The sequence below is a fragment of the Ilumatobacter sp. genome (assembly GCF_046290335.1).
Taxonomy (GTDB): domain Bacteria; phylum Actinomycetota; class Acidimicrobiia; order Acidimicrobiales; family Ilumatobacteraceae; genus Ilumatobacter_A.
On sequence record NZ_JBKAGH010000002.1, the window covers coordinates 374673 to 388479 of the forward strand.

Below are 13807 nucleotides of genomic sequence, written 5' to 3' on the forward strand. Positions count from 1 at the left end.
CCGACCATCAGCGCCGGGCCAACCATGAGCGCCCGGCCGGCACGACACCGCGGCGCGGCGGCACCACAGTGCGGGGCGTGCGGGGGCGTGCGGCGGCGCGGGGACGGGGCAGCGATCACTCGAAACGCATCACCATGACGGCGGTGTCGTCGTGGCCGATGTCGGCGACGTCAGGGCTGGCGATGCGGAGGATTTCGTTGACCAAGGCCATCGGTTCCAGGTCGGTGGGAATCAGGTCGAGCAGCTCGGACTCCTCGAGTTGTGGCGTCGGAGTGCTCAGCAATCCGTCGCTGTAGACGACGAGCATGTCGCCGCGGGCCATCAGGAGCTCGTGCACCGGACGAGCCAGGTTCGGGATCATGCCGACGATCGAGCCGAAACCGCCGACATACGACGCCACGCCGTTCGACACGAGGATCGGACGCGGGTGTCCGCCACAGGCGAAGCGAACCGCGTGCACGTCCCCCAGATCCCGGATGTACCCGTAGACCGCGGTGAGGTAGCTCTTGGGTGACTGCTCCATGATCACGTCGTGGAGCCGAGCGAGCACGTCATTGGGATCGTCGAGCAACGGGCCGATCGCCTGGAGCGTGTGGCGCGCAAGCGAGCTGAGTCCGGCTGCCTTCACACCGTGACCGCACACATCGCCGAGGAAGAAACCTTTGCGGCCATCGTGGAAGTCGTAGGCACCGTAGAAGTCGCCGCCGATGCGACGTGACGGGCCGACCGAGCGATACCCCGCTGCGAACTCGATCCGCTCGTCCGTCGGCCACCGCTGCTGGTTGGTGGTCTTCTCCAGCTCCCGCATGACCGAAGACAGTTCGTCGGTGCGATCGAAGTCGCTCGTCACGTCGGTGAACACCGTGATCGCCACGTGGATACCGTCGACGTTCCAGGGCGTCGAGTCGATCGACAACCAGCGCGTCGAACCGTCACCGACCGTGACACCCATGATGACGTCGTGTTGCGCCTTGCCGGTTGCCAACACGCGCATCGCTGGATGTTCGTCCCCGGGGAACGGCCGACCGTCGGGCCGGGTGGCCTGCCATTCAGGGCTGAGCGACGTCCGCCCAGCGAGTTCCTCCCAGCTCATCCGCAACAATCGACATGCGGCCGGGTTCGACCAGACGATCTCTCCTCCACCGACCTGGACCAAGATCCCGTCGTGGATGAGTCGCGACACTCGACGGGCGAACTCGGTGTCGCGAGAGAGCCCGAGAAGGGCGTCGCCAACCATCGATCCAACCGTCATGGTGAGCTGATCGGCAGACCGACCGGTCGACTTGAGGTCGGGTCGCTCCAGCGCAGCAGCGCCTGCCCGGTGCGATCAGCCCCAAGCGAAGACCGGCTGCTCGAATCCGCCGACTCGCGCGTCGGCGCTCGGGCGGCCATCGAGGCAGAGCCACCGGAACTGCACGAGCACCGCCCCGGTCGGAGCATGGATCAGATCGCCGCCGATCGGGAGTTGGACCACGGGACGATCGCTCTCGGGAATGTCGACGAAACGCGGCGAGTCGGTGCGTGCGAGCTGGTGGAGTCCGATTCGGTAGGCCGCAAGCACTTCGTCAGGGTTGGGAGCGAGCACGACGTCGGGACCTCCCCAGACCACCACCGGTGTCATCACGTACCCGGACCGCGTGGCATAGTCATCGAGCAGCCCGAGCACCCGCGAGTCATCGAAGCGCACACCGACCTCCTCGTCGGTTTCGCGCAGCGCGGCGCCGATCGGGGTCTCGCCGACGTCGATGCGACCACCGGGAAGCGCCCACTGCGACGCGTGCTTGTTGAGCCCGGCACTTCGACGGCACAGCACGAACGATGCCCCGCCCGCCACGTTCGCCATCCGTCCGTCGAGCCCACCCTCGTACCCCGGGATCATGCTCATCTCTGCGTCGTCGAACGAGAACGGGTCGTCGGCATCGTCGCCGACCGACGAGTCGACGAGCACCACGGCGACCGCGGCGTGGCGGCGTCCGTCGAGCGGGAGTTCGATCCGGTCGTGCGAACGCAGCCGCTCCGAGATCGTCGACCGGAGTCGATCGTCGAGAGCGACGGGAGGTGGAACGGCGGCGTCAGCGGGCATGCGACCAGTGTCGTTCGAGTCACCCGCCTCCGCGAAACCGGCCGGATCCGCCACCCACAACACGTCGTGGCCGAGTTCTCGCTCGGCGCCGCCTACAGCGGAGCGCAGACCGTGGTCCACAACGGCGCAGAGCTCGCCATTCTCGACGAAGCCATGGCGTGGGTTTGCATCGCGATCGAGCGAGCCGCCTCGGTCAGCCGCGGTACCCGCTGGTGATCGGCAGACGGCGGTCCTTGCCGAACGCCTTGCGACTCACCCGCACGCCGGGCGGGCTCTGACGCCGCTTGTACTCGGCGATGTCGACGAGGCGAGTCACCCGACGCACCAACTGCTCGTCGTAACCGAGTTCCACGATCTCGCCGGCGGTGCGGTCGTCTTCGACGTACAGCTGCAGGATCGGGTCGAGCACCTCATACGGCGGGAGGCTGTCGTCGTCGCGCTGGTCCGGGCGAAGCTCGGCCGACGGCGGCTTCGTGATCACGTTCTCCGGGATGATCTCGCGACCCTCGCGCCGGTTGACGTAACGGCACAAGTCATAGACACGGGTCTTCAACACGTCCTTGATCGCCGCGTACCCGCCGACCGAGTCGCCATAGATCGTGAAGTAACCGACCGCCACCTCGCTCTTGTTTCCGGTCGTCAACACCATCCACCCGAACTCGTTCGAGAGCGCCATCAACAATTGCCCTCGGCAGCGAGACTGGATGTTCTCGTACGTCAGCCCCGGCTCACGCCCCTCGAAGGACTCGCCGAGCATCTCCAGATACGCCGAGAACGCGGGCTCGATCGAGATCGTGCGGATCTCGATCCCGAGCGCTTCGGCGAGTTGCTGCGCGTCGGACTTGGAGTGATCGGAGGAGTATCGCGAGGGCATCGAGACGCCGTGCACGTGATCGGCCCCGAGCGCATCGACCGCGATCGCCGCGATGATCGACGAGTCGACCCCTCCGGACAATCCGATCACGACATCGCTGAACCCGTTCTTGACGCAATAGTCACGTGTGCCGAGCACCAATGCGTCATACAACTCGCGGTCGGCATCGAGAGGCTCAGCGATCGGCGACAGCGGTTCGACGACGCCTGCTGCTGGAGTCGCCGACACGTCGACCGTCGGCAACATGTCGCTCGTGCTCCTGCCTCGCGGGTCGAGCAGACGCTTGCGGTACACCGGCGGCACCGGCACGTCGACGACCATCAACGCCTCGACGAACTGCGGCGCGCGAGCGAGCAGAGAGCCCTCGTGGTCGAACGCCAACGAACCGCCGTCGAAGACCAACTCGTCCTGCCCCCCGACCTGATTGACGTAGACCACCGCACAGTGCGAATCGGCAGCACGAGTGGCGAGCATCCGCTCGCGACGAACCCCCTTGCCGATCGAGTAGGGCGACCCGTTGATGTTGATGTTCACCTCGGCCCCTGCCGCAGCCTGCACGGCGACGGGTCCCGACGGGCTCCAGATGTCTTCGCAGATCGACACGCCGACCTTCACCCCGCCGATCACGTACAGCTCCAACGGATCGGACGCATCGCCAGGCGTGAAGTACCGCTGCTCGTCGAACACCGTCGTGTTCGGCAGCAGTCGCTTGCGGTACGTGCCGAGCACCTCCCCACCAGCGCACACCGCCGCGGCGTTGTACAGATCGCGATCCTGGTCGACGAAGCCGACGACGGCAGCGCAGCGTCGAGTCGATGCGGCGAAGGTCGCGAGCATCTCCAGGTTGTCTTCGACGAACCCGGGCTTGAGCACCAGGTCTTCGGGCGGATACCCGGTCGTCGACAGCTCCGGGAACGCGACGATGTCGCAGCCGGCCGCCTCGGCTGCCTCGTAGGCCTCGATCAGCTTGCCGAGGTTGCCCGCCAGGTCTCCCACGGTCGGATTCAGCTGGGCCAAGGCGATACGCAACACGGTCACGGCGTCACGATACGCCTCCGGTGATCGACGTCGACCACTCGCTCGAACCGACATGACGCAAGATCGTGTTCTCGCTGCGAGCCCCACCCCCTCATCTGGCACTATTGGGCGGAGTGGTCGCACGAGATGAGATGAAGTGGGCGTGAGGTGGGGAGCCGCAGTGCTCGGAGGGTCACTGCTCATCGCTGCCTGCTCGCCGAGCGAGGGCCCCAAATCGATTCCCCTGCCGACCTCGGCGGACACGACCACGACGACGACCACGACCGTGGCGACCACCACGACGACCACGACGACGACCACCACGGTCCCCCCCACCTATGAAGCTCGGATCCGGCGGACGACCGATGGGGTGCCCCACATCAGCGGTCGAGACCTCGACGACTTGGCGTTCGGGCAGGGATACGTCAGCGGCGCCGACCACGGCTGCACATTGATCGACCAGATCTTGAAGGTGTCGGGCCAGCGCTCGCAGTTCCTCGGCCCGGGCACCAACGGCGAGAACGTCGAGAGCGATTTCGCCTGGCGGGCGATCGGCATCGCCGGCATGGCGGCGTCCGACTTCGCCGAGGCGTCGACAGCGATCGTCGAGCAGTTCGAGGCGTTTGCCAGCGGGTGGAACCAACAGTTCGCCGATGCGGGACTCTCCGGGTGGTGTGCCGACGCGACCTGGACCCGACCGATCGACGCGGTCGAGGTCTACGCCTACGCTCGGTCGATCGCACTGCTGGCGAGCAGCGCTCGGCTCACCGACTTCATCTCTGCCGCGCAGCCTCCCGCGCTCGAGACCCCGACCGCCGATCAGGCGCCGTTGGAGGGCACCCCGTCGAGCACCGACGCGGCGCTCCCGGACTTCGGGCGGCTTCGCCCGGCCGACGTCGGGAGCAACGCGTGGGCGATCGGCGCCGATCGGACGGAGTCCGGCACCGGTGCGCTGCTCTTGGCGAACCCGCACTTTCCGTGGGAAGGCGAACTCCGCTTTGCCGAAGTGCACCTGCAGGTTCCCGGGGAGATCGACATCTACGGCGCGCAGCTCGCCGGTCTCCCCGGCGTCGGGATCGGGTTCACCGACGGCGTCGCCTGGTCGCACACCGTCTCGGCAGGCAACCGCTTCACGGCGTACACGCTCGACCTCGATCCGACCTCGCCGACCACGTATCTCGTCGACGGCGAGCCGCGTCCGATGACTGCGACCGAACACTCGGTCGAGATTCTGCGCGCCGACGGCACGATCGACGCCGAGACCCGGACCCTGTACAGCAGCGAGTACGGGCCGATCCTCGACTTCCCCGGCGTCGGCTGGACCGAACAGCAGGTGCTCACGTATCGCGACGCGAACATCGACAACGACGAGTTCGTCGAGTTCTACCTCGACATGGTCGACGTCGCCGATCTCGACGACCTCATCGCCACGCACGAGCGGCACCAGTCGATTCCCCTCTTCAACACCGTCGCCGCCGGTGCCGACGGTCGCACCTGGTATGCCGACACCTCCGCGACGCCGAACCTCAGCACCCAGGCCGAGCTGATCTTTCTGTCCAAGCTGATCGAGGGCGATCTGTTCACCACGGTCGCCTACGACAGCGGCATCATCTTGCTCGACGGCTCCGACAGCACCTTCCGGTGGGAGGAGGTCGACGGTGCCCGAGACCTCGGGCTCGTGCCGTTTGCCGAGATGCCGATGGTGGAACGCACCGACTACGTGTTCAACGCCAACGACAGCTACTGGGTGCCGAGCGACGAATTCACTCTCGACGGCGTCTACTCGATCGCACACGGCCAGCAAAACGTGCCCCAGACGATGCGGACACGTCAGAACGCCGCCGTGTTGTCGTCGGCGAACCCGCTCGGTCTGGCCGGAGACGACGGCCAATGGTCACTCGACGAGTTGACCACGGCGGCTTTCGACAACACCGGCCACAGCGCGCTGGTACTGCTCGACCAGGTCGTCGCAGCGTGCCGGGCGAACCCGCTCGTCGACGTCGACGATCTCCTCGCGAACGACGGGACCGTCGCGCTTGCGGCCGAGGTGGTCGATCTCACCGCTGCCTGCGACGTGCTGGCGGCGTGGGATGGCCGATACGACCTCGACCGCGCCGGCCCGATCATCTGGCGCGAGACGATGTCCCGCTTCTCCGGCGATGAACGCACCGAGATCGGCCCGCTCTTCGCCGATCCCTTCGTACCGGAGTTCCCCACCACGACGCCCTCGGTGTTGGCCGACGACGTCCGGCCCGTGCTGACCGCGCTCGCCCGGGCCGTTCAGGCGATGACGAAGTCGGGCTTCGACATCGACTCGACGCTCGGTGCCGCGCAGTTCACCGAGCGTTCCGGCGATCGGATCCCGCTCCATGGCGGCACCAACGCCGACGGCGTCACGAACATCGTCGACTGGTCATCGAACAACTCGTCCACCGAACCGACCCCCGTCCGCGGCGACAGCGTGGCGCCCGACGGACCACTCCGAAGCGACGGTTACCCGATCAACTTCGGGACCAGCTTCGTTCTGGCGGTCGACTATTCGTCGGGAGCACCGAACGCTCACGCCCTGTTGACCTATGGACAGACCGGCAACCGTGACAGCGCGGAGTTCGAGAGCCAGACCATTCGCTTCAGCGAGAAGAACTGGCGCACGGTCCTGCGCACCGACGAGGCGATCGATGCCGATCCGAACGTGTCCGACCTCGTGATCCGCCAGGCCTGACCGGCTGCACCGGTGGCGGCGGGCCCGACGGTTGGATGCAGCGGGGAGCCGGTCGGTCAGACGTCGTCGTCGAGGGGGACGAGGGCGTTGTCGAACGCCATCGTCTGCTGACCCAGGAGGCGAAGGAAGGCTCGAAGAATCATGACGTTGGACCCGAACGCCATGGATGGCGTTGGCGGGTCGTTCCAGGGTACCCCTCGAGTCCCCAAGCCAAACAATGTTGACACACTCTTGCCGACAGGCTCGGGGCCGCTCGCTGACAGCGAACGCCGCTACTCGAACCACCCGAAGCTGTCGATCACCAATCCGTTGTCGACCGAGGAGAAGATCCGCAGCGAACCGTCTTCGGCGAGTGCCACGAACCCGAGGGCGCCACGTACCTGTTCCGGACCGCTCGCGTTGATACTCGACACCGTCGGGAGCGGCTCGGACGGGTACGCCGTCACGAAACCTCGGCCGCCCGACTTGGCGAGCGTGAGGTTCTGCGCGATCGCCGAGGCCGTGTCAGGCACCGTGGGGTCGAATCCGACCGAACCGGCGTCGCCGAACCCAGCGATCGCCCCCGCCCCCTCGCCGGTACGCGAGTCAGCCTCGCGGGTCGGCGTCGACAATCGAAAACGACCGACGGTGTCGGCCGGTGACGACGCGCCGCTGAAGTAGCCGGCGACGTCGATGGTGATGTTGTCGATGCGCTCGAGATACACGTCGATCGTCCCGTCGGCCGACACCGGCACGACGGCGAGATTCGCTCGAACGTCGGCATCGCCATTGACGTTGACGCTCGAGGCGAGCGGCCGAGCGCTGCCGCTCGGGAACGCCGTTGCGAATCCGCCCGGCGACCCCTCGTTGTTGATGCCGGCGATCGTGACGACGATCGCGTCGATCCGGCCGACGTCGTCGGGAATCGACGCAGGTCCGGTCACCGGCACGCGCACGATCGATCCGTCGATCTCAGCGAACTCGTTGTCGACGCCGACGGGTTGGCGCGTGTCGATCAGTCGCTGCGGTGACACAGCGACGAAGCGTCCCGCCGCCACCGGACCGGGAGCGGCGAAGAAGAACCCTGCGACGTCGACCACGACCCCCGAGGTGACCGAGGTGTACAGCAGCACAGAACCGTCGTCGCCGACCGGGATGATCGACGCATTCCCGACGGCTGCGCCAGCCGGAGCGTTGACGTTCGACGTCGTGGGTCGAGCCGCGCGCGGCGCGAACGCCGTGACGTAGGAGCCTTCCGACGCCGGGCGAACGAGCGTCAGATTGACCAGGGCGGCAGTGGCGCCATCGGGGGCGTCGATGTCGATCAGTCGGGTCTGACCGGCCCGCAGCGGCGCCGCCGGCAACTGCTCACGGGAGTCGAAACGCCGATCCATCGACGGCAACGGCTCGTAGCGGAGCGCTCCGGAGGCAGCAGCGGTCGGCGGTATCGGCGCGGTCACACGACGAACCTCGCCGTTCTGCTGGACATACCACAGCGACGCCCCGTCGGCGCTGTGCACGAAGACCATGTCGACCGGACGACTCGTGTCCAGGAACGGATTGTCGAAGTCGACGGTGCCCGACGCCGTCCGCAGCCAGACGTCACCGAACGCGCCGTCCGCGAACAGGTAGCCGCCGTCGTACGCCTCCGGCCACACGCCGTCGGGTACGAACGCCCCGGCAGTGACGTACAACCCGGTGTCGTGGTCGTACTCGACGATCGGGTCGGTGAACCGGGGCGGCGTCGCGCCACATGGCGGCGTCGATCCCTGCGGACACGAACCCTCCCGCTCCGGCCAGCCGTAGTTGGCATTCAACTGGCCCTCGTTCACCTCTTCGATCGTGTTCTGTCCGACGTCGTTGATGAAGAAGCGGGTGTCGCTGGTGTTCGGGTCGAAGGCGAACCGGTACGGGTTTCGCAGACCGGACGCGAAGATCTCGTTGCACGGAGTCGTCGGGGTGTCAGGGCGGTTGCCTCGGAGACGACAGTCGACGCCGCCCGCGCCCGGATTCGTGAACGGGTTGCCGTCCACAGCCAGACCCGTGAAACGGTCGACGCGCAAGATCTTGCCGTTGAGCAACGACATGTCCTGGGCCGCGTCGTTCGAGCCGGCGGTTCCCGAGTCGCCACGCGGGTCGCGCCCTGCGTCGCCGACGGCGATGTAGAGGTTCCCGTCGTTGCCGATCTCGATGTCACCGCCGTTGTGATTGCCGTTCACCGAGGAGATGTTGTCGACGAGAACCTGCTCGCTCGACCGATCGAGGCCGTTCTCGTCCATCACGAACCGACTGACACGGTTGTGGCAACCACCCGGCTCGCCGGAGGGCATCGTGTAATACAGATAGACGACGCCGGTGGTGAAGAACGCCGGATCGGTCGCGAAGCCGAGCAATCCGCGCTCGCTGTCGGAACAGACGCTGAGTTCGCCGACCGTGGTCACCGTCGGAGCCACGCCTGGCACCGACGGGTCGATGCGTTTGATCGTTCCTCCCTGTTCGAGCACGATCACCCGGCCATCGGGCAACGCCTCGATCGTGGTCGGACGAGACACGGAGGCCATCTGCTCGTCGTCGAACCCGTTCGGCAGCGCCGAGGCCGGAACCGGACCGGTGCCCGCGGCGACGAGCACGGAGACACCGAGCGCGATCGCGACGCAGTGAGCGGACGACGACAGGATTCGACAGCGGCGGCCCATCAGACCAAGGTAGTCATCACGACGCAACGACACCGGTCGACTTCAACGGTCCCTCGACCGGTCGACGTCTGCGGTCCCTCGACCGGTCGACGTCTGCGGTCCCTCGACCGGTCGACGGTACGGCGACGCGACCGCTCTGCGCTGGCCTGTTCACGCGGCGTTCACAGTCGGGCAACGGCTCCGCAATCGCTCACTGGCACGCTGCGACCCGTCATCGGGCGGCCGATACATTGTCGCTGCCCAATCACCGACAGGAATCGAGGACAACGTGGCAATCAAGGCCGAGTACATCTGGATCGACGGCGCCGAGCCGACGCCGACACTTCGCTCGAAGACGAAGATCTGCGAGGACGGCACGACCGAGTTCCCCATCTGGGGTTTCGACGGTTCTTCGACCAACCAGGCCACCGGCGACAAGAGTGACTGCGTCCTCAACCCGGTTCGTACGTTCCCGGATCCGATCCGTGGCGGCGACAACGTCCTCGTGCTCTGTGAAGTCATGCTCGTCGACGGCAAGCCGCACCCGACCAACACGCGTTTCACCGCAGCACGCACCGCCAAGAAGTACAAGAAGCACGAGCCGCTGTTCGGTATCGAGCAGGAATACACGATGCTGCGCCCGAACGGCAACCCGCTGGGCTTCCCCGACGACGGCTTCCCCGCTCCGCAGGGCCCCTACTACTGCGGTGTCGGCGAGATCGCCATCACCGGCCGCCAGATCGCCGAAGAGCACATGGACGCCTGCCTCGCGGCTGGCGTCGGCCTGTCAGGCATCAACGCCGAGGTCATGCCCGGTCAGTGGGAGTTCCAGGTCGGACCTCGCGGCCTGCTCGAAGTCGCCGACGAACTGTGGGTCGCCCGCTGGCTGCTCCACCGCATCGCCGAGGACTTCGGCGTCGTCATCAGCATCGACGCCAAGCCGGTCAAGGGTGACTGGAACGGAGCGGGTGCACACACCAACTTCTCGACCAAGGAGATGCGCGAAGACGGCGGCTACTCCTACATCGAAGCCGGCTGCAAGGCGCTCGGCGAAAAAGCGGCGCTACACATCGCCAACTACGGCGTCGGCGTCGAAGACCGCCTCACCGGAGCGCACGAGACGCAGCGCTACGACCAGTTCAGCTACGGCGTGTCCGACCGCGGCGCGTCGATCCGCATCCCGTGGCAGGTGTCGGTCGACAAGAAGGGCTACCTGGAGGACCGCCGCCCCAACGGCAACATGGACCCCTACGTCGTCGCACGCCTCGTGACCGACACGGTCTGCTCCGCGATGAAGTGACCGAACTCGTGTGAGCGGCCCCGGACGCGTGGTTCGGGCGCTCACCGACGATGACCTGCAGGCAGGGCGGAGCGCACGCTTCGCCCTGCCGTGCTTTTCCGGGGTCGCAAATTGCGTCCGGTTTTGAGAGAGTGGAGGCGTGAGCATGATTGACCAGCAGCGGGAATACGTCTTGCGATCGGTGGAGGAGCGCGGAGTCCGGTTGATCCGGCTCTGGTTCACCGACGTGCTCGGCAACTTGAAGAGCCTGGCGATCTCGCCAGCCGAACTCGACAACGCGTTGAGTGACGGCATGACCTTCGACGGATCGTCCATCGACGGGTTCTCACGCGTCCAGGAAGCCGACGTGCTCGCGATCCCCGATCCCGACACGTTCGAACTCCTCCCATGGGGCGATCCCAACGAACCGGAAGCTCGCGTCTTTTGCGACATCCATCACCTCGACGGGACGCCGTTCGAGGGTGATCCACGTCAAGTACTGCGACGCCACATCAAGGCCGCCCACGAGGCCGGCCTCACCTTCTACGTGGCCCCCGACATCGAGTTCTTCTACTTCGAGCAGCTGCAGAAGGGACAGCCGCCGGTCCCGATCGACGACGGCGGCTTCTTCGACCTCACCACCAACGACGTCACGGGCGAGTTGCGCAAGCGCACGATCCGGACACTCGAATCGATGGGCATCCCCGTCGAGTACAGCTTTCACGAGGACGCCCCCGGCCAGCAGGAGATCGACCTTCGCCATACCGATGCGCTGACGATGGCCGACAGCGTCATGACCTTCCGTCTCGCCGTCCGCGAGATCGCCGCACGCAACGGGGTGCACGCAACGTTCATGCCCAAGCCGCTCGAAGGGTTGCAGGGGTCGGGCATGCACCTCCACATGTCGTTGTTCCGAGGCGACGACAATGCGTTCTTCGACGACTCCGACGCCTACAGCCTCTCCGGCACGGCAAAGTCGTTCATGGCCGGCTTGCTTCGTCACGCGTCGGAAATCACCGCCGTCACCAACCAGACCGTCAACAGCTACAAGCGACTCGTGCCGAACTTCGAGGCGCCCGTGCACGTCAGCTGGGCTCGCAACAACCGCAGCGGCCTGATTCGCGTGCCGATCGCCAAGCGCAACAACCCGCTCGCGACCCGTATCGAATACCGCTCGCCCGACCCGGCGTGCAACCCATATCTGGCGTTCAGCCTCTTGCTCGCTGCAGGGATGCGCGGCGTCGAGGAAGGCTACGAACTGCCCGACGAGGCCGACGCCAACCTGTTCGAGATCGACGATGCGGTGCTCGAAAAGCTCGGCATCGGCCAACTCCCGCAGTCGCTCAACGATGCGCTCATCATCATGGAGCGCTCCACCCTCGCCCGCGAAGCGCTCGGTGAGCACATCTTCGAGTGGTTCGTCCGCAACAAGCGATCCGAGTGGCGCGCCTACAAGACGCAGGTGACACCGTTCGAGACGAATCGGTACCTGAGGGCACTGTAAGGACCATGCTCACCGTCGGCCCTCTGCTCGATCTCGGCACCTTGCTCGCCGTGTCCGAACGCCGTGGTTTCGACGTCGTCGGGGCCAGATGCCCCCACGACGTGCCAGCCACTCTGCCTACCACCGTGCTCGCCCATCTGCCTGCCAGCCTGCTCGCCACCGGAGGACCCGCATGACCGACTCGACTCGAATGCTGGCGGTCGTTCCCGACCCCGCCTCGCCCGAGCTCGCTCGCACGCTCGACTTGGCGGGCTACTCGTGGAAGGCCGTGTCGTCGATCACGACGGCGAGCGAAGCCGAACCCGATGGTGGCTGGGCCGGCATCGTCGTCGATGCCACCGAGAGCGTCGATGGCGCGTGGACCTTCCTGCGGTCGATCCGGGCGCAGCACACCTCGCCGATCCCAGCGCTCGTGCTCGTCAATGGCACCCAGTTGGGCGAACTCCAGCATCGTGACGATCTGTTCGACGATTTCTGCCTCAGCCCGTTCCATCCGGCCGAGCTGGAGGCGCGCCTGCGGCATCTCCTCGCGGCCGAAGTCGAAGTCGTGCACGCTGATCTCGTCGAGTACGGCGACCTCGTCCTCAACCTCGAGACCTACCAGGCATCGATCGTCGGTCGGCCGCTCGACATGACCTACATGGAGTACGAGCTCCTGAAGTTCCTCGCGCAGAACCCGGGCAAGGTGTTCACACGCGAAATTCTCCTGAGTCGAGTGTGGGGTTATGAGTACTACGGCGGGGCTCGCACCGTCGACGTGCACGTTCGACGATTGCGCGCCAAGCTCGGCGAGGAGCACGCCGGATTGATCCAGACCGTTCGCTCGGTCGGTTATCGCTTCGGCCAGTCGCGCTGGGACTCCTGACGCAACACTCGGGGTCAGGCACCAGGCGTTGACGACGAGTTTGCCGGAGCCGTCGGCTCAACGTTGGAGAAAGTCGGCAACCGTGAGGGTCACGAATTGCGCGAACACCTTCGCGCCGTCGTCGCCAGGGTGAACGCCGTCACTGCGCAGGATGCCGTCGTTGGGCGCCACCTCGCTCCACCGGCCGATCGTGGCGTTGCCGCGCTCGACGAGTCGCCGCTCGATCGCCTCGTTGACCGCGATCGTCCCCTCGACCCGATCACGGAAGTACGTGTTGATCCACACCAGCGGTGCGTTGTCGGGAATCGGCGCCAGCACCTCGTCGATCGCGGACTCGATCTCGTCGTCGGAGCTGTACTGGCCGATGTCGTTGGTTCCCAGGGCCACGATCCACAACGTCTCGGCCGCCGACCCGTTCTGATCGCCGGCGACGAACCGTGCGATCGACGACCCACTGGCGTTGCTCCCGAAGCTCACGTCCATCCGTTTGCCGGTCTGGGCCGAGATCGTGACCTCGGCAAAACCGAGCTGTCGAAGCTGCTCGTCGAGCAGTGGCGTCGAACCGACCGTGATGGAGTCACCGATCATGACCACGGACTCGATGGCGCCGACGTCGATGGCTCGCACGTCGGCCCCTCCCGAGATGCTGCCGGATCCGGTGTCGGAGCCGAGACCGATCGTCGGCAGCGGGGACTCCACGAACGGCTGACCGGCGTCGGTCGCCGACCCGCCACACGACGCGACCGACAGCGCCATCGCGACGATCAACGCACTGGTTCCGACGAGCTTCACGTGCACAGTCTGGCGAA

11 protein-coding genes are annotated in these 13807 nt (G+C 66.3%); 6 read left to right on the plus strand and 5 right to left on the minus strand.

Features of this window, described 5'->3' with window-relative positions; translation table 11 throughout:
* Positions 1-115: 115 nt before the first annotated feature.
* Together ACE37B_RS10270 and ACE37B_RS10275 are read right to left on the minus strand one after the other, a co-directional pair.
* A complete protein-coding gene (locus ACE37B_RS10270) occupies positions 116-1237 on the minus strand; it encodes a SpoIIE family protein phosphatase (RefSeq protein WP_409923233.1) in 1122 nt (373 codons plus the stop codon).
* A gap of 90 nt (positions 1238-1327) precedes the next feature.
* The gene (locus tag ACE37B_RS10275) at positions 1328-2083 is read right to left on the minus strand and encodes an NUDIX hydrolase (protein ID WP_409923234.1); all 756 of its coding nucleotides are present in this window, start codon (positions 2081-2083) and stop codon (positions 1328-1330) included.
* A gap of 66 nt (positions 2084-2149) precedes the next feature.
* On the opposite strand from ACE37B_RS10275, the gene ACE37B_RS10280 reads away from it, so the two are divergent.
* Complete coding sequence (locus tag ACE37B_RS10280) at positions 2150-2299, plus strand: hypothetical protein (protein ID WP_409923235.1); 150 nt, start codon at positions 2150-2152, stop codon at positions 2297-2299.
* Here the strand turns inward: ACE37B_RS10280 and ACE37B_RS10285 are convergent.
* A complete protein-coding gene (locus ACE37B_RS10285; protein WP_409923236.1) occupies positions 2277-3995 on the minus strand; it encodes an NAD+ synthase in 1719 nt (572 codons plus the stop codon). The genes ACE37B_RS10280 and ACE37B_RS10285 overlap by 23 nt on opposite strands.
* Before the next feature lie 142 nt (positions 3996-4137).
* Here ACE37B_RS10285 and ACE37B_RS10290 point away from each other — a divergent pair, with 142 nt between their 5' ends.
* The gene (locus ACE37B_RS10290) at positions 4138-6696 is read left to right on the plus strand and encodes a penicillin acylase family protein (protein WP_409923237.1); all 2559 of its coding nucleotides are present in this window, start codon (positions 4138-4140) and stop codon (positions 6694-6696) included.
* A gap of 272 nt (positions 6697-6968) precedes the next feature.
* Here ACE37B_RS10290 and ACE37B_RS10295 read toward each other — a convergent pair whose 3' ends face one another.
* Positions 6969-9371 carry a PQQ-dependent sugar dehydrogenase gene (locus ACE37B_RS10295; RefSeq protein ID WP_409923238.1) on the minus strand — a complete coding sequence of 801 codons (2403 nt, stop codon included), beginning with the start codon at positions 9369-9371 and terminating at the stop codon, positions 6969-6971.
* Between the two features lie 268 nt (positions 9372-9639).
* On the opposite strand from ACE37B_RS10295, the gene glnII reads away from it, so the two are divergent.
* The 4 genes from glnII (at position 9640) to ACE37B_RS10315 (ending at position 12998) form a co-directional block, all read left to right on the plus strand.
* Positions 9640-10650 carry a glutamine synthetase GlnII gene (glnII, locus tag ACE37B_RS10300; protein ID WP_409923239.1) on the plus strand — a complete coding sequence of 337 codons (1011 nt, stop codon included), beginning with the start codon at positions 9640-9642 and terminating at the stop codon, positions 10648-10650.
* 148 nt (positions 10651-10798) lie between these two features.
* Entirely contained in the window at positions 10799-12133 is a 1335-nt protein-coding gene (locus ACE37B_RS10305; protein WP_409923667.1) for a glutamine synthetase family protein, read from the plus strand.
* Positions 12134-12138: 5 nt separating this feature from the next.
* Positions 12139-12309, plus strand: a complete 171-nt coding sequence (locus tag ACE37B_RS10310) for a hypothetical protein (protein WP_409923240.1) — start codon at positions 12139-12141, stop codon at positions 12307-12309.
* Positions 12306-12998, plus strand: coding sequence for a DNA-binding response regulator (locus ACE37B_RS10315; protein ID WP_409923241.1), 693 nt, complete (start codon positions 12306-12308; stop codon positions 12996-12998). The genes ACE37B_RS10310 and ACE37B_RS10315 overlap by 4 nt, the downstream gene beginning before the upstream one ends.
* Positions 12999-13055: 57 nt before the next feature.
* Here the strand turns inward: ACE37B_RS10315 and ACE37B_RS10320 are convergent, their stop codons facing one another.
* Complete coding sequence (locus ACE37B_RS10320) at positions 13056-13790, minus strand: GDSL-type esterase/lipase family protein (protein ID WP_409923242.1); 735 nt, start codon at positions 13788-13790, stop codon at positions 13056-13058.
* Positions 13791-13807 lie beyond the last annotated feature (17 nt).

Coding starts and splice junctions, on each gene's coding strand:
- ACE37B_RS10270 (WP_409923233.1), bottom strand. CDS start 1,237: ATGGTTGGCGACGCCCTTCTCGGGCTCTCTCGCGACACCGAGTTCGCC.
- ACE37B_RS10275 (WP_409923234.1), bottom strand. CDS start 2,083: ATGCCCGCTGACGCCGCCGTTCCACCTCCCGTCGCTCTCGACGATCGA.
- ACE37B_RS10295 (WP_409923238.1), bottom strand. CDS start 9,371: ATGGGCCGCCGCTGTCGAATCCTGTCGTCGTCCGCTCACTGCGTCGCG.
- ACE37B_RS10310 (WP_409923240.1), top strand. CDS start 12,139: ATGCTCACCGTCGGCCCTCTGCTCGATCTCGGCACCTTGCTCGCCGTG.
- ACE37B_RS10315 (WP_409923241.1), top strand. CDS start 12,306: ATGACCGACTCGACTCGAATGCTGGCGGTCGTTCCCGACCCCGCCTCG.